Below are 22,454 nucleotides of genomic sequence, written 5' to 3'. Positions count from 1 at the left end.
CAGGTCAGGTGACCCCGCCAAAAATCAGATCTGCTCCAGCAACCACCCTCTGAATGCCCGCAACGATGGCAGCGCCTCATTCCTCGGCGGGTAGATCAGGTAATAACTGCGCTGGCTGGCAAACGCTACGCCCGGGCTGTACAGCTCTCCCTTGGCCAATTCCTCCTCCACCAATATGCGCGGTACCAGCCCGATTCCGATCCCGGCACGTACCGCCTGGATCAGGTGCGAGGTCAGCTCGAAGCTAGGCCCCAACCGCATCGCCCGATGCGGCAGGCCATGATGGGTAAACCACTCGCCCCACGCATGCGGGTTGTTGGCCACATTCAGCAGCACCTCTTCGCTGATCCTGGCCGGGCTCCAGCCCTGGCTGTCGGCACCGGCTTCCGGCGGCAAGATCACCACCAGTTCCTCGGCATGCAGGCGATGGCAGACAAGCCCCGGCAAGTCGTGGCTGGCCACGCCGATGGCGGCATCGATTTCGCTGGTGTCGAAGTTGATGGTTTCAATGCGTGAATGAATATGCACCAGCATGCCCGGGTGAGCGCTGTAGAACGCATGCAGCCTCGGCAACAGCCATTTCGAGCCGAATGTTGGCAGGGTAGCCAGGCGCAAGGTGCCCACCCCCGATTGATAGGCCAGTGCCTGCAAAGTGGCGCTGCGGATGCGCCCCAGTGCCTCGCTGAGTTCGCGCTGGTACAGGCGGCCGACATCGGTCAGCTGCACCTGGCGCCCCTCGCGACGGAACAGGGTCAGGCCCAACTGCTGCTCCAGGGCCTGTACCTGGCGGCTGACCGCGCTTTGGGTCAGCGACAGTTCGGCGGCGGCGCGGGTGTAGCTTTCATGCCGGGCGGCGGCCTCGAAAGCCAGCAGCAGTGACATGGATGGGGTCAGGTGGCGGTAATTCATTCATAAAAGTCATTGATAGCGGCAGGATTATCCGTTTGCCCCTGACGCGAAACTACAGGAACATTGGCCTATACGTCATCCCGGCATGGCTGAATCCATGCCGGGGCGACAGGTATCCCGTGATCTAGCCAATATCAAGAGGCCATCCTTCGATGATCGCCCAGCTGTCCACCGTTGCACCGAGCGCCAATTACCCCGAATTCCTCGAAGCCCTGCGCAACAGCGGCTTCCGTGGCCAGATCAGTGCCGACTACGCAACCCGCACGGTACTGGCCACCGACAACTCGATCTACCAGCGTTTGCCGCAGGCGGCGGTGTTCCCGCTGGATGCCGACGATGTGGCGCGGGTCGCCACGCTGATGGGCGAGCCGCGCTTCCAGCAGGTCAAGCTGACCCCGCGCGGTGGTGGCACCGGCACCAACGGCCAGTCGCTGACCGACGGTATCGTCGTCGACCTGTCGCGACACATGAACAACATTCTCGAAATCAACGTGGAAGAGCGCTGGGTGCGGGTACAGGCCGGTACGGTCAAGGACCAGCTCAATGCTGCGCTCAAGCCGCACGGGCTGTTCTTCGCCCCTGAGCTGTCCACCTCCAACCGCGCCACGGTCGGCGGCATGATCAACACGGATGCCAGTGGCCAGGGCAGCTGCACCTACGGTAAAACCCGCGACCACGTGCTGGAGCTGCACAGCGTGCTGCTCGGTGGCGAGCGCCTGCATAGCCTGCCGATCGACGATGCTACGCTGGAACAGGCCTGCGCCGCGCCGGGCCGGGTCGGCGAGGTGTACCGCATGGCCCGGGAAATTCAGGAAACCCAGGCCGAACTGATTGAAACCACCTTCCCCAAGCTCAACCGTTGCCTGACCGGCTACGACCTGGCGCACCTGCGCGACGAGCAGGGCCGCTTCAACCTCAACAGCGTGTTGTGCGGCGCCGAGGGCTCGCTGGGGTATGTGGTCGAAGCCAAGCTCAACGTGCTGCCGATTCCCAAGTATGCGGTGCTGGTCAATGTGCGCTACACCAGCTTCATGGATGCGCTGCGTGATGCCAACGCGCTGATGGCGCACAAGCCGCTGTCGATCGAGACGGTCGACTCCAAGGTGCTGATGCTGGCGATGAAAGACATCGTCTGGCACAGCGTTGCCGAGTACTTCCCGGCGGACCCCGAGCGCCCCACGCTGGGCATCAACCTGGTGGAGTTCTGCGGCGACGAACCGGCCGAGGTCAACGCCAAGGTGCAGGCGTTCATCCAGCACCTGCAAAGCGACACCAGCGTCGAACGCCTGGGCCACACCTTGGCCGAAGGCGCCGAGGCAGTCACCCGCGTCTATACCATGCGCAAGCGTTCGGTGGGCCTGCTGGGCAACGTCGAAGGCGAAGTGCGCCCGCAGCCGTTCGTGGAAGACACCGCAGTGCCGCCAGAGCAGTTGGCCGACTACATCGCCGATTTCCGCGCACTGCTCGATGGCTACGGCCTGGCCTACGGCATGTTTGGCCACGTCGATGCCGGCGTGCTGCACGTGCGCCCGGCACTGGACATGAAAGACCCGGCGCAGGCTGCGCTGGTCAAGCCGATCTCCGACGCCGTTGCCGCGCTGACCAAGCGTTATGGCGGCCTGTTGTGGGGTGAGCACGGTAAGGGCCTGCGCTCGGAATACGTGCCCGAGTACTTCGGCGAGCTGTACCCGGCATTGCAGCGCCTGAAGGGCGCCTTTGACCCGCACAACCAGCTCAACCCGGGCAAGATCTGCACGCCGCCGGACAGCGCCGAGGGCCTGACCCCGGTCGATGGCGTGACATTGCGCGGCGACCTTGACCGTACCATTGACGAGCGCGTATGGCAGGACTTCCCCAGCGCCGTGCACTGCAACGGCAATGGCGCCTGTTACAACTATGACCCCAACGACGCCATGTGCCCGTCGTGGAAGGTTACCCGCGAACGCCAGCATTCGCCCAAGGGCCGCGCCTCGCTGATGCGCGAGTGGCTGCGCCTGCAGGGCGAGGCGAACATCGATGTGCTGGCTGCGGCGCGCAACAAGGTGTCCTGGCTCAAGGGCCTGCCGGCGCGTCTGCGCAACAACCGCGCGCGCAAACAGGGCCAGGAAGACTTCTCCCATGAAGTGTATGACGCCATGGCCGGCTGCCTGGCGTGCAAGTCGTGCGCCGGGCAGTGCCCGATCAAGGTCAATGTGCCGGACTTCCGCTCGCGCTTCCTCGAGCTGTACCACGGTCGCTACCAGCGCCCGCTGCGTGACTACCTGATCGGCTCGCTCGAGTTCACCATCCCCTACCTGGCGCACGCGCCGGGGCTGTACAACGCAGTGATGGGCTCGAAGTGGGTGAGCCAGCTGCTGGCCGACAAGGTGGGCATGGTCGACAGCCCGCTGATCAGCCGCTTCAACTTCCAGGCTACCCTGACCCGTTGCCGCGTCGGCGTGGCCTCGGTGCCGGCCCTGCGCGAGCTGACCCCGGCCCAGCGCGAGCGCAGCATCGTGCTGGTGCAGGACGCCTTCACCCGCTACTTCGAAACGCCGCTGCTGTCGGCCTTCATCGACCTGGCCCACCGCCTGGGCCACCGGGTATTCCTGGCACCGTACAGCGCCAACGGCAAGCCGTTGCACGTACAGGGTTTCCTTGGTGCGTTCGCCAAGGCGGCGATCCGCAACGCCACGCAGCTCAAGGCCCTGGCCGATTGCGGTGTGCCGCTGGTGGGGCTGGACCCGGCGATGACGCTGGTGTATCGCCAGGAGTATCAGAAAGTGCCAGGCCTGGAGGGTTGCCCGAAGGTGCTGCTGCCGCAGGAATGGCTGATGGATGTGCTGCCCGAGCAGGCGCCGACCGCACCGGGCAGTTTCCGCCTGATGGCGCACTGCACCGAGAAGACCAACGTGCCGGCCAGCACCCGGCAGTGGGAGCAGGTGTTCGCCCGTCTGGGGCTGAAGCTGGTGACCGAGGCCACGGGTTGCTGCGGTATGTCCGGTACCTATGGGCACGAAGCCCGCAACCAGGAAACGTCTCGGGTCATATTCGAGCAGAGCTGGGCGACCAAGCTGGACAAGGAAGGGGAGCCGCTGGCGACCGGTTATTCGTGCCGTAGCCAGGTCAAGCGCATGACCGAGCGAAAGATGCGTCACCCGCTTGAGGTGGTGTTGCAGTACGCTCAGCGCTAAGGTTCTGGGCCTTTGGGGGCTGCTTTGCAGCCCTTCGCGGGTGAACCCGCTCCTACGGGGGATCGTGCACGCCAGGCTGGCGCGTCAACCCTGCAGGGGCGGGGTTACCCGCGAAGAGGCCGGCGCCGGCAATAGCGCTTTCAGGCTTCTGTTGTACGGTCCCTGCCACGGCGCGCCTGGCGGTACAAATAGAAGCTCAACACCAATCCGCACGCTGCCGCCGCCGCCGCGAACAGAAACATCGAAGCAAAGCCGAACCCCGCCGCCACCGCACCGACCAATGGCCCGGTCACCCCCAGTGACAAGTCGATGAACAGCGAATAAGCCCCCACCGCCGCCCCGCGGTTAGCTGCCGACACTTGGTTCACTGCCTCCACGCCCAATGCCGGAAACACCAGGGAGAAACCAAACCCGCTCAGTGCAGCCCCCGCCAAGGCCAGTTCGGCGTTGGGTGCCAGCCACAGCATCAACAGCCCGAGCGTTTCCACCGACAGGCAGGCGATCGCCACCCTGAAACCACCGATGCGGTTGATCAGGTTACCAAAGAGCAGCCGTGCGCTGATGAAACTGGCGCCGAACAGGCTCAGGGTCAGCGCCGCATTGGCCCAGCCACGGCTTGCGTAGTACAGGGTGATGAAGGTGGCGATGGTGCCAAAGCCGATCGAGCCCAGGGCAAGCCCCGAGCCATGCGGGAATACCTTGCCCAGCACCCGCAGGAACGGCAGGCGTACACCGCTGACGATGGGGGCGGCTTGCTTGGGCCAGGCCAGCAGCATACCGAGTACGCACAGCAGGATGATGCTCACACCCATGCTCCACAGCCCGAGGCCCTTGACCATCAGCACGCCCAGCGGGGCGCCGATGGCCAGCGCACCATAGCTGGCGATGCCGTTCCAGGAGATGACCTTGGCCGTGTTCGCGGCACCCACCCGGCCAATGCCCCAGCCGATCGCGCCAGAGCCAACCAGGCTTTCGGCGCTACCCAGCACCAGGCGGCCGACCAGCAGGCAGGTCAGGCTCAGCCAAGGCAGGTGGGTGAGGAAGGCGCAGGCCAGCATGAATACCCCGCTGAGCCCGCAGCCGGCCAGGCCATACATGACCGCCTTCTTGCTGCCGTGGTTATCGATGATGCGGCTGGCGCCAGGGCGGCTGAGCAGTGTCGCGAGGTACTGCACGCTGATCACCAGGCCGGCGACCACGGCACTGAACCCCAGGTCGTTGTGCACATAGCCGGGCAACACGGCCAGTGGGATGCCGATGTTCAGGTAGCCGATGAAGGTGAACAGGACGATGGAGACGACTTGCCCAGTGACGGCAAGGGACGTGGGGCTGCGAACTGGCATTGGGGATCCGTTGCTGCGGTAAGGATGGCGGTGTGTGCCGCCATCTTAACCACAGCAAGGGTGTTTGCGGGCGAAGCTGTCAGCCTGTAGTCAGTTGGTGTATTCGAGCATCCAGGTCACACTGAACTCGGCTTGCGGGTAATCCAGCCGCAAGCGCGGCAGGACGAAGCCACCACAGGAGCGACAAGAGTCGAGCAGTGTGAAGACTTCGATACGCTCGACCTCCGTGTGGCGGTGAAGCAGCCTGCGGTTCAGCGCGCTGGCGATGTGCCGTTCGGCATCGAGATGTCGCTTATGGACGCGTGTCCACAGGAAATCTGCGCGCCGCAGGGTGGGCAGCTCGGTAAACCGCGGGTCTGGCGGGAAAAACTGGTTAACCTGACGTGCATCGACATAGTCCACAGCCGGTGTGAGGCGGGGCGTCGGGATGATATGCAATGCGCGTCGGCCAGGGCTGCCTGACAGGGCGAAGAACACCACGCGGCTATGGTCCTTCAGCGTGACGCTGGCAAAGGCCAGGTTGACTGGGTAGAGGTGCTGACGCAGGGCGGCCATCGCGTTGTCGTCGAGCGACTGCGCACCTGCTGCCGGTGTGTAAGGGGTAGTGGCGCCGCGCGCAGGTAGCAGATCGTCCAGTACGCCAAGGATGTGTTGGCGGTCTGCGGCGCTGGTGCTGTGGAACTGCCTCCAGATCGGGATTATCTCCCGGTTCAACGCTACGATGCCGCGACTGGCGGGGCCCGCCAAAGCGTCCTGGGCCGTGCTCTGCGTGAGGATGTTGCGCGCGTAATCCGGGAGCAGGCGCGACTCCATGGCTTCGATGAACTGCAGGAATCGCGAGGGGTGGCGGAGCTGCCATGTTCGCCCTTGTTCTATCCAGTCGCGCAGCAATCTGGTCACGTTATCGACATCGCGCTGCAGGTTGGGGCGCTCGGCGACGATGCGGTAGGTTTCGCTGATTTCCAGGTACCGCTCGATGGCCTCGTGGTCGGTGATTCTCTCGAACTTGCGACGCAGCCCTCTGGGTGGATGTGGCAGCGAAGCTGGCAGTGCCGGGGCATCCAGCAGCTTTGTCTGCCACGCCCAGGGCTGATGGGGGGCGCCATAAAATACCCCCAGATCGGCCTCGACGATCAACCACTGCTCACCGCGCCAGTCGATCAATGCGCCGCGCAGGGTACGGCGGTCGGGAATGGTCCGCGCCAGCCCGCCCAGGCGCACGGGAGGGCAGTGCTCGGTAATCTGCCTGACTTGCTCGATCGGCATGTCCGCAGGCAAGCCAAAGCGTAGTTCAGGCGATGGGTCGACCACGATGCGCCTGTGGTACACGGGCGGCGAGATGATGCCAAGGCGTAACTGGGTTTCTCCGACGGGCAAGGCTTTCAATTGCCTGGGGTGATTAGGGGCGTGCACGACGACCTTGCCCTCGCGCACCATGACCTGCGCCCAGATGTCGAAGCGTGTGTGCTGCGGGCGGTAACGAATCGGTACCGGCTCGATCCGCACGGTTTGGAAGGCGTGACTGACGTGTTGTCCGAACACGGGTGTGCCCGCGTCATTGGGCAAGGGCGAGAAGCTCAGGGCCATTTGCGCTTCGCCGCCGGGGTAGGGCGGCGGCACCACGGTGGGCGGCTGGCCGAGTAGCGGCTCATGGGCAACCCGACGGACCAGCCCCGAGGTGTTCGGCGTTTGCAGGCGATAGGCGGCGCCGTGAATGATTGCATCGACCGTGGCATTGTCGCGGGGTATGAGCGTGGCGGTCCCAGGCAGCTCCCGTGGCAACGGACCATGGCTGTCGGGTACCTGGTCAAGTAGCAGGGCATCGGGCGTTTGGCCCGGCAGTACCCTTCGCTGCACCATGAGCTCCCGGGATTCGGGAACGACCGTTGTCAGTTCGGGCGCGCTGCGCCAGCGCTTGGGCGGGGTAATGCGCTCGCTGAAGTCTGGCGTGACGGGGATGCTGCTCCAGCGTCGGGCGGCACGTGCGGCGTTCAGGCGTGCGATGCTGGCACTTTGGCCCAGTACGCCGGGAAGCTTGGCCAATGGTTTGAAGGCCCGTCCACCGAGCGTGACTGCCGCGCCTTTCAGCGCGGCGATGTCCAGGACGCAAGCCAGTGCATCGCTGCCATCCTCTGGGTTCAGGCAACTCAAGCCTGGTATCAGGTTGGAAAACAACCGTTGCAAGTAGCGCCCAGTGCTCACGGACTGGCGCCTGGCCAGGAATTGTTCGTGCGGGGTAGCGCCTTTGCCCAGTGCATGCAAGGCATCCCGATTGCCCAAGGCGATATCGCTGGCGTAATGCCTGGCCAGTGAGTCGAGGCGATCTTGCGAAGGGGCGCTGAGCACTTGTCGCAAGGCGGGGAAGTCGGCAGCAAGCCACGGCAGTTGCGATTGGTTGTATTCGCTGTAGACCAGCGTCAATTGCTCGGCCAGGCGTGTCGGCGCTGTGCGGGCAATGAAGTGCGCTTGCCAGTGCAGCCGTTCGGGGAACAGCTCGTAAAGCCAATCGCCCTCGGTGCCAGGGGCATGTACGACGAAACCCTGGGTGGCCGTCTGCATGTGCCAGTCCGCTCTGGGGCTGGAGCCGTACTCAGGTCGGTTATGGGGGCCCACGTAGACCGGCCAGGTAACGGCGTAGGCGGTCCAGGGGCCGTCACGCAGGCGGTCCTTGATGTCTTCCGGCAGGTGGTTAAAACAGCGGTGCAGGATACCTTGATAGAGGATGATGGCACGCTGTTCCCAAGCGCCGAAGGCCACTTCATACCAGGCGGTCACGTTCGGTAAGCGGGGGTTGTTTCGGTAGCCTGCGCCATGGTCGAGGTACATCAGCAGGTGCTCTTGGCCGTCAGCATTACGCGACTCTGGCGCTATCCGGCTCTGGAGCAACTGACGACGCGCCTCCTCGAAGCGGTCGGGGAGATCGTTGAGGCTTTCAACGTCCCTGACCGCCAGGTAGCGGTGCAACGCCAATTGCCATTGCTGGTGCGACCAGGGCGGGGGGAGTTCGAATGATCCGCGCAAGGGTGCCCACACGGCCAGCGTCTGGCGCAGTGCTTCGTCGGGAACAGGGTCATCCTCTTGCAGGGCCTGGCGCGTGACCTGTTCTGCATTGTCGAAGGTCATCGGTTGCTGGCGGGCGCTGAGTATCAGGGCCCCCTGGCGGATGCTGGCCCAGCGCAGGTCGGGCTCAAGGCTGAAATCGGCCGGGTAGCCACTGAGCAGTAGTTCGGGGGCGAAGCGGCGCATCAACAGTTCACCGGCCAGTTGCGCAATCGCCGGGGTGCAGGCGAGGCGGATTTGCACGCTGTTGATCAGGTCGAGGCGGATCTCCTCCACGGGGAGCGTGGCATTGCCGGGGCTGAACAGATCGAAAGCCATGATCAGCCCCGGCTGGCGGTCATCGGGTGGGTACAACACATCGATCAAGGTTTGTTCGGCCAAGGCCAAGTGATCGGAGCTGGCGTCCCATTCTGCCGAGGCGGCCAGTTCGCCGGCCCATCGGGTGAACATGGATGAATGCAACAGGGCGTCGAGCGCTTGAGCTGCTGGCGCATTCAATGCCGGGCCTGGGAAAAACACCTTTCCATTTTGATCAGGGGTTACGCCAGCCTCCCGTTCGCGGGCAGTGGGCGGGCGGTAACGCCTGCCTTGTGCATAGACGGTGGCACCGAGAGCGTTGAACAGGTGTACGGCAAGGTGAACGCCGGCTGGAGGCTTCAGCAGGTGTCTGGCCAGCGTGGGGAGGTCCAGGTAGTTGTCCAGCATCAGTGGACGGGAAGGCGATCGTGGGGGCAGGGGGGTAGTTGGCAAACTGGGGTAGAGCAGCAAGGCGGCCGCTACGAAGCAGTCACGTTGGGTCAGGCACACCCGGCGGGCCCAGAGTGCCTGGGCAAGGCTGCAACTGGCGTAGGGCCATGGATAGGGCAGGCCTTCGCTCAACTCGGCGATCAGTGAGGCATCGGTTGCCGTGATCACGATATGGGCCAGTTTTGCCTGCAAGGTCGCCACCAGGTTCGCCTGCACTTTGCTGCCGGCGGGCCGTCGCAGCATGCGGTTGAAGTGCTCATGCGCTGGTTCACGGGCGAAAGCTTCGGCCAGCTGCTGGCGCAGGTCATGATCGCTCAGGTCGACGGGGAACAGGTCTGTGAAGCCCAGTGCCTGGTTGAAATGTTCGCGCAGTGATGTGGCCAGGTCCATTGGGCCGGACAGGTCGCTGTGCAGGCGCACGTTTTCGGCGTCCAGGGTGTTTATCCGGGCGAGTAGGTCGGCGGCGTCAGTGATGGATGACATGGCTCTGCCTCTTTGCGGTTGGAGGCACGAGTCTGCGTAGGGTACGGGCGGGGTAGGGGGTAGTGGGTTGTTACAACGTTGATTTTAGACGGTGTGAAAACGTGATGACGGGGGTAGCCCGCAGGTCAGCCGTTTTCACACAGCCGGGGATGCGCAGTTATTCCTGGTCAGCGCTGGATTGATCGTCACCATCCTGCTCGGCGGCAGCTGCCGGTTCGGCGTGAACGGTCACGGATGGCTCTTCTGGGTTCAGGCTTGGGAAGGGAAGATTCGGGATTTCATGCATCTCGTCGTTCCTCGCAAGTGTGAGTGAAAAGTCTGCGCCAGGCGCGTTTGGAGCTTCAAAAAGCTGGGGCAGGATACACAAGTCTGGATGACAGTTTGGTTTTTTTCCTGGTCGTTTGTCGGTTTTGCGGGCGAACAACGCACATATGCCCCATGAAAAAAGGGGCCGCTGGCCCCTTTCTGGTGATTACTTTCGGCCTTCAGCCGTTTCCGCCACCTTGTCAGTGCGTGCGCACATGATGAAGTCGTTGCGGTGCAGGCCTTTGATCGAGTGGCTCCACCAGGTCACGGTGACCTTGCCCCATTCAGTCAGCAGCCCCGGGTGGTGGCCTTCGGCCTCGGCGATCTCGCCCACGGCATTGGTGAACGCCAGGGCGTGCTTGAAGTTCTTGAACAGGAACACGCGCTCCAGCTCCATGTGGCCGTCACGTACTTCGATGTTCCAGTCCGGGATTTCGCGGATCAGCTCGGCCAGCTCTTCGTCGGTGACTTTCGGTGCATCGGCGCGGCAGGCTTCGCAATGGGCTTGGTTCAAGGCATTCATGAGGTGTTTTCCAGTTCGAGTTGTTATCGGCAAGGTCGCTCAGGCAGCGACCTTGGGTGGAAACTTCGGTGCATGCAGACCCAGCTGCATGGCTTTATGGACCATGCCCATGATGTCTTCGTGGGCCAGGTCGAACAGGCGCTTCATGTTCGGCAGCACGAAATACACCGGTTGCAGAATGTCGATGCGGTAGGGCGTACGCATGGCCTCGATCGGGTCGAAGGCCTGGTGCTCGGGCTCGTCAGACAGACTGTAGACGGTCTCTTTCGGCGACGAGAGGATGCCACCACCATAGATTTTGCGGCCTTGCGCGGTTTCCATCAGGCCAAACTCGATGGTCATCCAGTACAAGCGCGCCAGGTACACACGTTGTTCCTTGGTCGCGGCCAGGCCGAGCTTGCCGTAGGTGTGGGTGAACTCGGCGAACCAGGGATTGGTCAGCAGCGGGCAGTGGCCGAAGATCTCGTGGAAGATATCCGGCTCTTGCAGGTAGTCCAGCTCTTCCGGGGTGCGGATAAAGGTGGCCACCGGAAAGCGCTTGCTCGCCAGCAGTTCGAAGAAGGTCTGGAAGGGGATCAGCGCCGGTACCCGGGCAACCTGCCAGCCGGTGGTGGCACCCAGCACCTTGTTGATCTCGCCCAGTTGCGGGATGCGGTCATGCGGCAACTTCAGCTGGTCGATGCCGTCCAGGTATTCCTGGCACGCACGGCCTTCGATCACTTTCAGCTGGCGGGTGATCAGGGTGTTCCACACCGCATGCTCTTGCTGCGGGTAATCGATAAAACCATGCGCATCGGGCTCGCGTGCCACGTATTGCGTCTGTTTCATGAGGCTCTCCTGGTGAGGGCTTTTCTTGTTATGTGCAGGGCATGCCTAAAGGAATATCCCTTCACCAGCGGTTTTGCACGGGGGCGGGCCTTGGCCGGGATGGGTGCTGATGTGGGTTTTCGTAACGATAATTTTACAAAACTCAGCAAGTGTCGGAAAATTCGAGGTATATGGCTGGTAGAAACCCTGTTTTTGTCAGCTTATCTTTACGACTTTTCTGCGCGGTGTTGAAAAACATCGGCGCTTCGAGAGCCCTCATGCGTATCAAAGTCCATTGCCAGAACCGCATTGGCATCCTGCGCGACATCCTCAACCTGCTGGTGGAGTACGGCATCAACGTGCTGCGCGGCGAGGTGGGCGGTGACCATGGCAACGCCATCTACCTGCACTGCCCGAACCTGATCAACCTGCAATTTCAGGCCCTGCGGCCGAAGTTCGAAGCGATTGCCGGGGTGTTCGGCGTCAAGCGTGTGGGCCTGATGCCCAGCGAACGCCGGCACATGGAGCTGAATGCGTTGCTGGGGGCGCTGGACTTCCCGGTGCTTTCGATCGACATGGGCGGCAGCATCGTTGCCGCCAACCGTGCAGCGGCGCAGTTGCTTGGCGTGCGGGTTGATGAGGTGCCGGGCATGCCGCTGGCGCGCTATGTCGAAGACTTCGACCTACCGGAGCTGGTGCGGGCCAACAAGTCGCGTATCAATGGCTTGCGCATCAAAGTCAAAGGTGATGTGTTCCTGGCCGATATCGCACCGCTGCAGTCCGAGCACGATGACAGCGAGGCGCTGGCCGGCGCGGTGCTTACCTTGCACCGCGCCGACCGGATCGGCGAGCGCATCTACAATGTGCGCAAGCAAGAGCTGCGCGGCTTCGACAGCATCTTCCAGAGCTCGCGGGTGATGGCTGCGGTGGTGCGTGAGGCGCGGCGCATGGCGCCGCTGGACGCACCGTTGCTGATCGAGGGCGAAACCGGTACCGGCAAGGAGTTGCTGGCGCGTGCCTGTCACCTGGCCAGCCCGCGTGGCCAGTCGCCGCTGATGGCCCTCAACTGCGCCGGGTTGCCCGAATCGATGGCCGAGACCGAACTGTTCGGTTACGGCCCTGGGGCATTTGAAGGGGCACGCGCCGAAGGCAAGCTGGGGCTGCTGGAGTTGACTGCGGGCGGCACGTTGTTTCTTGATGGGGTAGGGGAGATGAGCCCACGCCTGCAGGTAAAGCTGCTGCGCTTTTTGCAGGACGGCTGCTTCCGTCGGGTGGGTAGCGATGAAGAGGTCTACCTGGATGTGCGGGTGATTTGTGCAACCCAGGTGGACTTGTCCGAGTTGTGTGCCCGTGGCGAGTTTCGCCAGGACCTGTATCACCGCCTCAACGTACTGTCGCTGCACATTCCGCCTTTGCGCGAGTGCATGGATGGCCTGGAGGGGTTGGTGCAGCATTTTCTTGATCAGGCCAGCCGGCAGATTGGCTGCGCCATGCCGCGCCTGGCGCCGGCGGCAATGGACAAACTTGGGCAGTATCACTGGCCAGGTAATGTAAGGCAGTTGGAAAACGTTTTGTTCCAGGCGGTTTCGTTATGTGACGGCGGCGTGGTTAAAAGCGAGCATATTCGTTTGCCGGATTATGGCGTGCGGCAACCGTTGGGCGAGTTTTCGCTGGAAGGGGATCTTTCGCAGATAGTAGGGCGCTTTGAAAAGGCGGTGCTGGAAAGTTTGATGGGGGAGTTTCCCAGTAGTCGGGCTTTGGGCAAAAGACTGGGCGTTTCGCATACCACGATTGCCAACAAGTTGAGGGATTATTCGTTGGGCAAGTCGACTGATTAAATGACTGTAAGTTAATAGCCTGTTAATCGGGTGGTGAATGCTTCGCGGGTGAACCCGCTCCTACAGGTGCCGCGCCGCATTCATGGTGTGCGTGGTGCTCGTAGGATCGGGTTCACCCGCGAAGGGGCCCGCAGGGCCCCAATTCACAAGGTGTCAGCCGTTAGAGCAGCCGTTCCCCATCACACGGTATTCGAGAATGTGTCTCTGGCCCTTGGAGTCTTCATAGGTCATGCGGGCTGGCACGACTTCGCATACATTGGGCACTTCGCTCATGGAAATGACGCGGGCAATGTCCAGATGCTGCGAGTAACTGTACTGTTCAACCGGAATCTGCTCGGCATCTTTTGCTTCACCGGCCATCGCCGCGCCGCAAAGACTGCCAAGTACCAATACCAGTAAAGCTTTCATTTTCTATTTACCTGTCTAAGGTCGTGAGGGGGCACGCGGCGCTTATGGCGCCGCGAGTACAGCGAGTTTTAACTATCGGGATTAGAGGGAGATTAACGCTTGCCTTCGTGGGGGCTGTTACCAGTTGTTAATCGCCTTGCCGTTGCTGGCGAGGTGAATTTTATGGCGGTGGCCGATGCTGAAACAGTGGGTGTTTTGATAAAGTGTTTTGACAGAATCTGTAACAATCCTGTGCCAACCCCCTTGTTTTTTCTCCGGCTGGGCTGTAATGCCCGCGCCAGAGCGCTTTGCCGGAACGGGTGTGCCAAATTACTACCAACGTCGAATGGCTTTTGTCGCTCTGGTACAGTTACAAACGGTTCCATACAAAAACAACTATTACACCGAGGTAACACAGATGAGTGCGGCTCCACTGTATCCCGTTCGTCCCGAGGTTGCGGCCACTACCCTGACCGACGAGGCCACCTACAAGGCCATGTACCAGCAATCGGTGATCAACCCGGACGGCTTCTGGCGCGAGCAGGCCCAGCGTATCGACTGGATCAAGCCGTTCACCAAGGTCAAGCAGACCTCCTTCGACGACCACCATGTCGATATCAAATGGTTCGCTGACGGCACTCTGAACGTTTCCTCCAACTGCCTGGACCGCCACCTTGAAGAGCGCGGTGACCAGTTGGCCATCATCTGGGAAGGTGACGACCCTTCCGAGCACCGCAACATCACCTACCGCGAGTTGCACGAGCAGGTCTGCAAGTTCGCCAACGCCCTGCGTGGCCAGGATGTGCATCGTGGTGACGTGGTCACCATCTACATGCCGATGATCCCTGAAGCTGTGGTCGCCATGCTGGCCTGTGCCCGCATTGGTGCGATTCACTCGGTGGTGTTCGGTGGCTTCTCGCCCGAGGCGCTGGCTGGTCGCATCATCGACTGCGAGTCCAAGGTGGTGATCACTGCCGATGAGGGCGTGCGTGGTGGTCGTCGTACTCCGCTCAAGGCCAACGTCGACCTGGCGCTGACCAACCCTGAAACCAGCAGCGTGCAGAAAATCATCGTGTGCAAGCGCACCGGTGGCGACATTGCCTGGCACCAGCACCGCGACATCTGGTACGAAGACCTGATGAAAGTGGCCTCCAGCCACTGCGCACCCAAAGAAATGGGTGCTGAAGAGGCGCTGTTCATCCTTTACACCTCCGGCTCCACCGGCAAACCGAAGGGCGTGCTGCACACCACAGGCGGTTACCTGGTTTACGCCGCGCTGACCCATGAACGCGTATTCGATTACCGCCCGGGCGAGGTGTACTGGTGCACGGCCGACGTCGGTTGGGTCACCGGCCACAGCTATATCGTCTACGGCCCGCTGGCCAACGGCGCCACCACCTTGCTGTTCGAGGGTGTGCCGAACTACCCGGACATTACCCGCGTATCGAAGATCGTCGACAAGCACAAGGTCAACATCCTCTACACAGCGCCAACTGCCATTCGCGCCATGATGGCGGAAGGGCAGGCAGCTGTTGAGGGTGCCGACAGTTCCAGCCTGCGCCTGCTGGGGTCGGTGGGTGAGCCGATCAACCCTGAGGCCTGGAACTGGTACTACAAGACCGTAGGCAAGGAGCGTTGCCCGATCGTCGATACCTGGTGGCAGACCGAGACCGGCGGCATCCTGATCAGTCCGCTGCCTGGCGCCACTGCCCTCAAGCCGGGTTCGGCGACCCGTCCGTTCTTCGGGGTGGTGCCGGCACTGGTCGATAACCTGGGCAACCTGATCGACGGTGCTGCCGAAGGCAACCTGGTAATCCTCGACTCCTGGCCGGGTCAGTCGCGTTCGCTGTACGGCGACCACGACCGCTTCGTCGACACCTACTTCAAGACCTTCCGTGGCATGTACTTCACCGGCGACGGTGCGCGCCGTGACGAGGATGGTTACTACTGGATTACCGGCCGTGTGGATGACGTGCTCAACGTGTCCGGCCACCGCATGGGGACTGCCGAGATCGAAAGCGCCATGGTCGCGCACTCGAAGGTTGCCGAGGCTGCAGTGGTTGGCGTGCCGCATGACATCAAAGGGCAGGGCATCTATGTGTATGTCACCCTCAATGCCGGCATCGAGGCCAGCGAGCAATTGCGCCTGGAACTGAAGAACTGGGTGCGCAAGGAGATCGGTCCGATTGCTTCGCCGGATGTGATCCAGTGGGCGCCGGGGCTGCCGAAGACCCGTTCGGGCAAGATCATGCGCCGCATCCTGCGCAAGATTGCCACCGGTGAATACGACGCGCTGGGCGATATCTCGACCTTGGCCGACCCGAGTGTGGTGCAGCACCTGATCGATACCCACAAGGCGATGAGCCTGGCTTCGGCCTAATTCCCTCGCCGGCAATACCCCCTGTAGGAGCGGGCTTGCCCGCGAATGCGTCAGTTCAGGCTAAGCTGTCTCCTGATCTCATGCATTCGCGGGCAAGCCCGCTTTTGCATTGTTACCCGACAATCATCGGTAACTGTTCTGTCACCGGCCCTGCACAGGTTCGGGGCGCGAGGAAACAATTCCGGCCCGTTTCGGTGCGTCGGGGTCGCCATTTTGTGCATCACGGCACGCTACACTTGCCGTCGTACAAGGCTTTGCCAATAATAGGCCCAGGAATTGCTAGGTCTATAGGTTCTATTTCTTGCGCCATGGCATATTCTGCACTGGCTGTCAACATCGCTCGCGGCGGTTTCAGGCGCTTCTATAAGTAGTTGTCGCTTTGAAGAAATATCGACTACCGGGCTGTCGTTAAAATGCCACTCACTCGCTCGTGGTATGCGGCCTTGGTCGAACCCTGCGCGGCTCGCGTTGTACTCATTCGCATATCGGGCAGCCGTTACCTGCCTTGTATTGCCCCGTACCGATGGAGTTACCTGATGAAGAAGCTCGCACTGCTTGGCGCCCTGGCGCTGTCTGTGTTTTCCCTGGTGTCGCAGGCTGATGAAAAACCGCTGAAAATCGGTATCGAAGCTGCTTACCCACCCTTCGCCTTCAAGCAACCTGACGGCAGCATTGCCGGCTTTGACTACGATATCGGCAACGCCCTGTGCGAAGAGATGAAAACCAAGTGCACCTGGGTCGAGCAGGAATTCGACGGCCTGATCCCGGCGCTGAAGGTGCGCAAGATCGACGCTATCCTGTCGTCCATGTCGATCACCGATGACCGCAAGAAGTCGGTCGACTTCACCAAGCGCTACTACCTGACTCCGGCGCGCCTGGTCATGAAGGGCGGCACTACCGTCAGCGACAGCCTCGATGAACTGAAAGGCAAGAGGATCGGCGTGCAGCGCGGCTCCATTCACGACCGCTTCGCCAAGGAAGTGCTGGGTGCCAAAGGTGCCACCGTGGTGCCTTACGGTACCCAGAACGAAATCTACCTGGACGTCGCTGCGGGTCGTCTCGACGGCACCGTGGCTGACGCCACCCTGCTGGAAGACGGCTTCCTCAAGACTGATGCCGGCAAGGGCTTCGCGTTCGTAGGTCCGGCCTTCACCGATGCCAAGTACTTCGGTGACGGTATCGGTATCGCCGTACGCAAGGGTGACAAGGCGAATGTCGACCGCATCAACGCGGCTATCGACGCCATCCGTGCCAACGGCAAGTACAAAGAAATCGAGAGCAAGTACTTCAATTTCGACATCTACGGTCCAGACTCGAAGTAAGACGTCGGGTTTCACCTGTGCAATGGTGCAAACAGCAGAGGCTCTGAGGTTTGCACCATTTTTCATTCTCTAGGTCGAGGACCTCATCATGTTGAAAGGCTACGGGGCAGTCATCCTCGACGGGGCGTGGCTGACGCTGCAGCTCGCCCTGTCGTCGATGGCCCTGGCCATCGTGCTCGGCCTGATCGGTGTGGCGCTGCGTTTGTCGCCAGTGCGCTGGCTGGCCTGGCTGGGCGATCTGTATTCCACGGTGATTCGTGGTATTCCGGACCTGGTCCTGATCCTGCTGATCTTCTACGGCGGGCAGGACATCATCAACCGGGTGGCGCCGCTGCTCGGCTACGACGACTACATCGACCTGAACCCGCTGGTTGCGGGTATCGGTACGCTTGGCTTCATTTTTGGCGCCTACCTCTCGGAGACCTTCCGCGGGGCCTTCCTGGGTATTCCCAAGGGCCAGGCCGAGGCGGGCGTGGCGTATGGCATGAGCCCCCGCCAAGTGTTCTTCCGCATCCAGGTGCCGCAAATGATCCGCCTGGCCATACCGGGCTTCACCAACAACTGGCTGGTGCTGACCAAGGCTACTGCACTGATTTCAGTCGTCGGCCTGCAGGACATGATGTTCAAGGCCAAGCAGGCGGCTGACGCCACCCGCGAACCCTTCACCTTCTTCCTGGCAGTGGCGGCGCTGTACCTGGTGCTGACCAGTGTCTCGCTGCTGGCCCTGAAGTATCTGGAACGCCGCTACTCGGTGGGCGTCAAGGTGGCTGAACTATGATTTTCGACTACAACGTCGTCTGGGAAGCGCTGCCGATGTACTTCGGCGGCCTGCTGACCACCCTGAAGCTGCTGGCGATTTCGCTTTTCTTCGGCCTGTTGGCGGCTGTGCCACTGGGCCTGATGCGAGTATCCAGGCAGCCGGTGGTCAACCTTGCTGCATGGCTGTACACCTACGTCATCCGTGGCACGCCGATGCTGGTGCAGCTGTTCCTGATCTACTACGGCCTGGCCCAGTTCGAAGCGGTGCGCGAGAGTATCTTCTGGCCGCTGCTGTCCAGTGCCACCTTCTGCGCCTGCCTGGCGTTCGGCATCAATACCAGTGCCTATACCGCCGAAATCATTGCCGGCAGCCTCAAGGCCACGCCGCATGGCGAGATCGAGGCCGCCAAGGCCATGGGCATGTCGCGCATGAAAATGTACCGCCGCATCCTGCTGCCATCGGCACTGCGTCGGGCACTGCCGCAGTACAGCAATGAAGTGATCATGATGCTGCAGACCACCAGCCTGGCGTCGATCGTTACCCTGATCGACATCACCGGTGCTGCGCGCACGGTCAATGCCCAGTACTACCTGCCTTTCGAGGCCTATATCACGGCGGGCGTGTTCTACCTGTGCCTGACCTTCATTCTGGTGCGCCTGTTCAAGATGGCCGAACGCCGCTGGCTCGGCTACCTGGCGCCGCGCAAGCACTGACCGCTTTGTGAGAATCGACAGCATGTACAAACTCGAAGTCCAAGACCTGCACAAGCGCTACGGCAGCCACGAAGTGCTCAAGGGCGTGTCGCTGGCGGCCAAGGCCGGCGACGTCATCAGCATCATCGGCTCCAGCGGTTCGGGCAAGTCGACCTTCCTGCGCTGCATCAACCTGCTGGAGCAGCCGCACGCCGGCAAGATCCTGCTCAACAACGAAGAGCTGAAGCTGGTCGCCGGCAAGGATGGCGCACTGAAGGCCGCCGACCCACGTCAATTGCAGCGCATGCGCTCACGCCTGTCGATGGTGTTCCAGCACTTCAACCTGTGGTCGCACATGACTGCGCTTGAGAACATCATCGAAGCGCCGGTGCACGTGCTGGGAGTGAACCGCAAGGAAGCCCTGGAGAAGGCCGAGCACTACCTGGCCAAGGTCGGCGTTGCCCACCGCAAGGATGCCTTCCCCGGGCATATGTCGGGTGGTGAGCAACAACGTGTGGCAATTGCCCGGGCATTGGCCATGGAGCCGGAGGTCATGCTGTTCGACGAGCCGACCTCGGCGCTTGACCCTGAGCTGGTGGGTGATGTGCTCAAGGTGATGCAGGCGCTGGCCCAGGAAGGTCGGACCATGGTGGTGGTGACCCACGAAATGGGCTTTGCTCGCGAGGTGTCCAACCAGTTGGTATTCCTGCACAAAGGCCTGGTGGAGGAAACCGGCTGCCCGCGTGAAGTGCTGGCCAACCCGCAGTCGGAGCGCCTGAAGCAGTTCCTCTCCGGCAGCCTGAAGTAAAAGCTGCATTTTTGCACCAGAATAGGGCATGCTGCGCGGCGAGCGCAGCCTGACCCGGCGCACAGACTCGAACGACCTCAGGTTTCGGACCGTACCCTATGACCACCCAGCGAATCGGTTTTCTCATCTGGCCCAGCACCAGGCCCTTGACCCTGGCGTTGGCCGAGGAAGTGTTGCTGGTGGCGCAGCGGGTGCATCCGGATGTGGTCTACGAGTTGGTCTTCCTGCAGGCTGAGCCTGCGCAGGAAGGCGCCTGGCGCCTGCCGGGCGAGCCGTGGCTCGGCCGCCTGGAGGGTTGCCACAAGCTGTTTCTGCTGGCCGACGAGCCGCCTGCGGCGATGGGGGCTGCCTTCTCGACGGCGCTCAAGCAGCTGGCGCGCAGTGGCTGCCTGATCGGTGGCCTGTCGGCCGGGGTATATCCGCTGGCAATGCTGGGCCTGCTCGATGGTTACCGGGCAGCCGTGCACTGGCGCTGGCAGGATGACTTTGCCGAACGCTTCCCCAAGGTCATCGCCACCAGCCACCTGTTCGACTGGGATCGCGACCGTCTGACCGCCTGCGGTGGTATGGCCGTGACCGACCTGTTGCTGGCGGTGCTGGCGCGCGATCACGGGGCTGAGCTGGCTGGGGCTGTGTCGGAAGAGCTGGTGGTCGAGCGCATCCGCGAGGGTGGCGAGCGCCAGCGTATCCCGCTGCAGAACCGCCTGGGTTCGAGTCATCCCAAGCTGACTCAGGCGGTGTTGCTGATGGAAGCCAACATCGAAGAGCCGCTGACCACCGACGAGATTGCCCAGCATGTGTGTGTGTCGCGTCGGCAGTTGGAGCGTATCTTCAAACAGTACCTGAACCGCGTGCCCAGCCAGTACTACCTGGAGTTGCGGTTGAACAAGGCGCGGCAGATGCTGATGCAGACCAGCAAGTCGATCATCCAGATCGGGCTGTCCTGTGGTTTTTCCTCGGGGCCGCATTTTTCCAGTGCCTACCGCAACTTCTTTGGTGCCACGCCGCGGGAAGACCGTAATCAGCGACGCAGCAGCAGCCCGTTTGAGTTGAGCTCGGCGCCGGCTGAAAAGGGCTGAGATTTCGGGTGGGTTCGGGGTGTATGCCTTGGGGGTGGTATTGGGGCGCAAATCGAGCGCCGCCCACGCGGCGCTTCGCGGGTAAACCCGCTCCTACGTTTGTTTCGGGCCAGTTATGCCTGTGGCATTTGCGCGCGAACGCCTGGGTGCCTATCTCGATATCGCGTCGTACCAACAAGGCGGTCGCGCGCGCCAGGCACAGGATGGACTGGCCCGAAACGAACGTAGGAGCGGGTTTACCCGCGAAGCGCCGCGCGGGCGGCGCTCGATCTCCCCGTCAACACATCAACATCGCCGTACATCCTGCCCCCTCACAATCCTATGTGAACACCCGTACATCCTGTCCCCCTCACAATCCTGTGTGAACACCCGTACATCCCGCCCCCTCACAAACCTGTGTGAACACCCGTTCACCCAGCCCCCTCTCTCCCGTACACTGCGCGATTGCGACAGTGTTTGTCGCATTGCCGAAAGCCTTGTCAAAACTGGGTTTTGCGCTGTAACAAGTTGTCGCTTGGCCGCAAGGACAGGCGCGGATCAGTCCTTACAATCCCCCCATCGCTCGCCACTTCCAGGCCAGCGTTCCTCTTCAGGAGACTCAGATGTCCGTTGAGCAAGCCCCGGTGCAACGTGCCGATTTCGACCAGGTGATGGTCCCCAACTATTCTCCGGCGGCCTTCATTCCTGTGCGAGGCGAGGGTTCCCGTGTCTGGGACCAGTCGGGTCGCGAGCTGATCGATTTTGCCGGCGGCATCGCGGTCAATGCCCTGGGCCACTGCCATCCGGCACTGGTCAAGGCCCTGACTGAACAGGCCAACACCCTCTGGCACGTATCCAACGTGTTCACCAACGAGCCGGCCCTGCGCCTGGCCCACAAGCTGGTGGACGCCACTTTTGCCGATCGCGCGTTCTTCTGCAACTCCGGCGCCGAGGCCAACGAGGCCGCTTTCAAGCTGGCCCGTCGTGTGGCGCATGACCGCTTCGGTCCGCAAAAGCACGAAATCATCGCCACCGTGAACAGCTTCCACGGTCGCACCCTGTTTACCGTCAGCGTGGGTGGCCAGCCGAAGTACTCCGATGGCTTTGGCCCGAAGATCACCGGTATCAGCCATGTGCCGTACAACGACCTGGAAGCGTTGAAGGCACAGATTTCCGACAAGACCTGCGCCGTGGTGATCGAGCCGATCCAGGGCGAGAGCGGCGTGGTGCCGGCCGACAAGGCCTACCTGGAAGGCGCGCGCAAGTTGTGTGACGAGCACAACGCTCTGCTGATCTTCGACGAAGTGCAGACGGGCGTGGGCCGTACCGGCTCGCTGTATGCCTACCAGCACTACGGCGTGACCCCGGACATTCTGACCAGTGCCAAGAGCCTGGGCGGCGGCTTCCCGATTGGCGCCATGCTGACCACCACCGAGCTGGCCAAGCACCTGGCCGTTGGTACCCACGGCACCACTTATGGCGGCAACCCGCTGGGCTGCGCCGTTGCCTGCGCTGTGCTGGATGTGGTCAACACCCCGGAAACCCTGGCCGGTATCAAGGCAAAGCACGAGCGCTTCAAAACCCGCCTGGAGCAGATCGGACAGCAGTACGGCCTGTTCAGCCAGGTGCGTGGCGTTGGCTTGCTGCTGGGCTGCGTCTTGGCCGAGGCCTGGCAAGGCAAGGCCAAGGACGTGCTCAACGCTGCCGAGAAAGAAGGCGTGATGGTGCTGCAGGCCGGCCCGGACGTGGTCCGCTTCGCGCCAAGTCTGGTGGTTGAAGACGCCGACATCGACGCAGGCCTGGATCGCTTCGAACGCGCTGTGGCCACACTGACCAAAGGCTGATCCGCCAGCGGTCC

16 protein-coding genes are annotated in these 22,454 nt (G+C 62.1%); 9 read left to right on the top strand and 7 right to left on the bottom strand.

What is annotated here, in order from left to right; translation table 11 throughout:
- Positions 1 to 24: 24 nt before the first annotated feature.
- The gene (locus ACF8RA_RS21065) at positions 25 to 909 is read right to left on the bottom strand and encodes a LysR substrate-binding domain-containing protein (protein ID WP_176685220.1); all 885 of its coding nucleotides are present in this window, start codon (positions 907 to 909) and stop codon (positions 25 to 27) included.
- A 152-nt stretch (positions 910 to 1,061) separates the two neighbouring features.
- On the opposite strand from ACF8RA_RS21065, the gene ACF8RA_RS21060 reads away from it, so the two are divergent.
- Positions 1,062 to 4,082: an FAD-binding and (Fe-S)-binding domain-containing protein gene (locus tag ACF8RA_RS21060; protein ID WP_176685221.1), complete on the top strand. Its 3,021-nt coding sequence runs from the start codon at positions 1,062 to 1,064 to the stop codon at positions 4,080 to 4,082.
- A 140-nt stretch (positions 4,083 to 4,222) separates the two neighbouring features.
- On the opposite strand, the gene ACF8RA_RS21055 is transcribed toward ACF8RA_RS21060, so the two are convergent.
- The 5 genes from ACF8RA_RS21055 to phhA all read right to left on the bottom strand — a co-directional run bounded on the left by ACF8RA_RS21055 (position 4,223) and on the right by phhA (position 11,372).
- Positions 4,223 to 5,425: an MFS transporter gene (locus tag ACF8RA_RS21055; protein WP_176685222.1), complete on the bottom strand. Its 1,203-nt coding sequence runs from the start codon at positions 5,423 to 5,425 to the stop codon at positions 4,223 to 4,225.
- A gap of 90 nt (positions 5,426 to 5,515) precedes the next feature.
- Positions 5,516 to 9,715, bottom strand: coding sequence for a deaminase domain-containing protein (locus tag ACF8RA_RS21050; protein WP_392519555.1), 4,200 nt, complete (start codon positions 9,713 to 9,715; stop codon positions 5,516 to 5,518).
- A 157-nt stretch (positions 9,716 to 9,872) separates the two neighbouring features.
- On the bottom strand, positions 9,873 to 10,001 hold the full coding sequence (locus ACF8RA_RS21045) for a hypothetical protein (protein WP_003254533.1): 129 nt from the start codon (positions 9,999 to 10,001) through the stop codon (positions 9,873 to 9,875).
- 186 nt (positions 10,002 to 10,187) lie between these two features.
- A complete protein-coding gene (locus ACF8RA_RS21040) occupies positions 10,188 to 10,544 on the bottom strand; it encodes a 4a-hydroxytetrahydrobiopterin dehydratase (RefSeq protein WP_003254532.1) in 357 nt (118 codons plus the stop codon).
- Between the two features lie 39 nt (positions 10,545 to 10,583).
- The gene (phhA, locus tag ACF8RA_RS21035; protein WP_003254528.1) at positions 10,584 to 11,372 is read right to left on the bottom strand and encodes a phenylalanine 4-monooxygenase; all 789 of its coding nucleotides are present in this window, start codon (positions 11,370 to 11,372) and stop codon (positions 10,584 to 10,586) included.
- Positions 11,373 to 11,629: 257 nt separating this feature from the next.
- On the opposite strand from phhA, the gene ACF8RA_RS21030 reads away from it, so the two are divergent.
- Positions 11,630 to 13,189 carry a sigma-54-dependent phenylalanine hydroxylase transcriptional regulator PhhR gene (locus tag ACF8RA_RS21030; RefSeq protein ID WP_014590097.1) on the top strand — a complete coding sequence of 520 codons (1,560 nt, stop codon included), beginning with the start codon at positions 11,630 to 11,632 and terminating at the stop codon, positions 13,187 to 13,189.
- A gap of 153 nt (positions 13,190 to 13,342) precedes the next feature.
- Here ACF8RA_RS21030 and ACF8RA_RS21025 read toward each other — a convergent pair whose 3' ends face one another.
- The gene (locus ACF8RA_RS21025; RefSeq protein ID WP_021783457.1) at positions 13,343 to 13,597 is read right to left on the bottom strand and encodes a DUF2790 domain-containing protein; all 255 of its coding nucleotides are present in this window, start codon (positions 13,595 to 13,597) and stop codon (positions 13,343 to 13,345) included.
- A 397-nt stretch (positions 13,598 to 13,994) separates the two neighbouring features.
- On the opposite strand from ACF8RA_RS21025, the gene acs reads away from it, so the two are divergent.
- The 7 genes from acs to ACF8RA_RS20990 all read left to right on the top strand — a co-directional run bounded on the left by acs (position 13,995) and on the right by ACF8RA_RS20990 (position 22,440).
- Entirely contained in the window at positions 13,995 to 15,956 is a 1,962-nt protein-coding gene (acs, locus tag ACF8RA_RS21020) for an acetate--CoA ligase (protein WP_176685224.1), read from the top strand.
- A gap of 536 nt (positions 15,957 to 16,492) precedes the next feature.
- Positions 16,493 to 17,278, top strand: coding sequence for an ABC transporter substrate-binding protein (locus ACF8RA_RS21015; RefSeq protein WP_392519554.1), 786 nt, complete (start codon positions 16,493 to 16,495; stop codon positions 17,276 to 17,278).
- Between the two features lie 88 nt (positions 17,279 to 17,366).
- A complete protein-coding gene (locus tag ACF8RA_RS21010; RefSeq protein WP_176685225.1) occupies positions 17,367 to 18,056 on the top strand; it encodes an ABC transporter permease in 690 nt (229 codons plus the stop codon).
- On the top strand, positions 18,053 to 18,751 hold the full coding sequence (locus ACF8RA_RS21005) for an ABC transporter permease (protein WP_176685226.1): 699 nt from the start codon (positions 18,053 to 18,055) through the stop codon (positions 18,749 to 18,751). Before ACF8RA_RS21010 ends, ACF8RA_RS21005 begins: the two co-directional genes overlap by 4 nt.
- A 22-nt stretch (positions 18,752 to 18,773) precedes the next feature.
- Positions 18,774 to 19,538, top strand: a complete 765-nt coding sequence (locus tag ACF8RA_RS21000; protein ID WP_028699586.1) for an ABC transporter ATP-binding protein — start codon at positions 18,774 to 18,776, stop codon at positions 19,536 to 19,538.
- 98 nt (positions 19,539 to 19,636) lie between these two features.
- Complete coding sequence (gene argR, locus ACF8RA_RS20995; protein ID WP_021783461.1) at positions 19,637 to 20,617, top strand: transcriptional regulator ArgR; 981 nt, start codon at positions 19,637 to 19,639, stop codon at positions 20,615 to 20,617.
- A gap of 602 nt (positions 20,618 to 21,219) precedes the next feature.
- Complete coding sequence (locus ACF8RA_RS20990) at positions 21,220 to 22,440, top strand: aspartate aminotransferase family protein (RefSeq protein ID WP_176685228.1); 1,221 nt, start codon at positions 21,220 to 21,222, stop codon at positions 22,438 to 22,440.
- The last annotated feature ends 14 nt before the right edge of the window (positions 22,441 to 22,454 follow it).

It is taken from the genome of Pseudomonas sp. FYR_5, assembly GCF_043106315.1.
GTDB classification, from domain to species: domain Bacteria; phylum Pseudomonadota; class Gammaproteobacteria; order Pseudomonadales; family Pseudomonadaceae; genus Aquipseudomonas; species Aquipseudomonas putida_Y.
This window is presented reverse-complemented; position numbering and strand designations above follow the sequence as displayed.

What these genes read in the sequence shown, in the direction of transcription:
- ACF8RA_RS21025 (WP_021783457.1), bottom strand. Translation starts at nt 13,597, where the DNA reads ATGAAAGCTTTACTGGTATTGGTACTTGGCAGTCTTTGCGGCGCGGCG.
- ACF8RA_RS21050 (WP_392519555.1), bottom strand. Translation starts at nt 9,715, where the DNA reads ATGTCATCCATCACTGACGCCGCCGACCTACTCGCCCGGATAAACACC.
- ACF8RA_RS21010 (WP_176685225.1), top strand. Translation starts at nt 17,367, where the DNA reads ATGTTGAAAGGCTACGGGGCAGTCATCCTCGACGGGGCGTGGCTGACG.
- phhA (WP_003254528.1), bottom strand. Translation starts at nt 11,372, where the DNA reads ATGAAACAGACGCAATACGTGGCACGCGAGCCCGATGCGCATGGTTTT.
- argR (WP_021783461.1), top strand. Translation starts at nt 19,637, where the DNA reads ATGACCACCCAGCGAATCGGTTTTCTCATCTGGCCCAGCACCAGGCCC.
- ACF8RA_RS21060 (WP_176685221.1), top strand. Translation starts at nt 1,062, where the DNA reads ATGATCGCCCAGCTGTCCACCGTTGCACCGAGCGCCAATTACCCCGAA.
- acs (WP_176685224.1), top strand. Translation starts at nt 13,995, where the DNA reads ATGAGTGCGGCTCCACTGTATCCCGTTCGTCCCGAGGTTGCGGCCACT.
- ACF8RA_RS21055 (WP_176685222.1), bottom strand. Translation starts at nt 5,425, where the DNA reads ATGCCAGTTCGCAGCCCCACGTCCCTTGCCGTCACTGGGCAAGTCGTC.
- ACF8RA_RS21005 (WP_176685226.1), top strand. Translation starts at nt 18,053, where the DNA reads ATGATTTTCGACTACAACGTCGTCTGGGAAGCGCTGCCGATGTACTTC.
- ACF8RA_RS21045 (WP_003254533.1), bottom strand. Translation starts at nt 10,001, where the DNA reads ATGCATGAAATCCCGAATCTTCCCTTCCCAAGCCTGAACCCAGAAGAG.
- ACF8RA_RS21040 (WP_003254532.1), bottom strand. Translation starts at nt 10,544, where the DNA reads ATGAATGCCTTGAACCAAGCCCATTGCGAAGCCTGCCGCGCCGATGCA.
- ACF8RA_RS21015 (WP_392519554.1), top strand. Translation starts at nt 16,493, where the DNA reads ATGAAGAAGCTCGCACTGCTTGGCGCCCTGGCGCTGTCTGTGTTTTCC.
- ACF8RA_RS21065 (WP_176685220.1), bottom strand. Translation starts at nt 909, where the DNA reads ATGAATTACCGCCACCTGACCCCATCCATGTCACTGCTGCTGGCTTTC.
- ACF8RA_RS21030 (WP_014590097.1), top strand. Translation starts at nt 11,630, where the DNA reads ATGCGTATCAAAGTCCATTGCCAGAACCGCATTGGCATCCTGCGCGAC.
- ACF8RA_RS21000 (WP_028699586.1), top strand. Translation starts at nt 18,774, where the DNA reads ATGTACAAACTCGAAGTCCAAGACCTGCACAAGCGCTACGGCAGCCAC.
- ACF8RA_RS20990 (WP_176685228.1), top strand. Translation starts at nt 21,220, where the DNA reads ATGTCCGTTGAGCAAGCCCCGGTGCAACGTGCCGATTTCGACCAGGTG.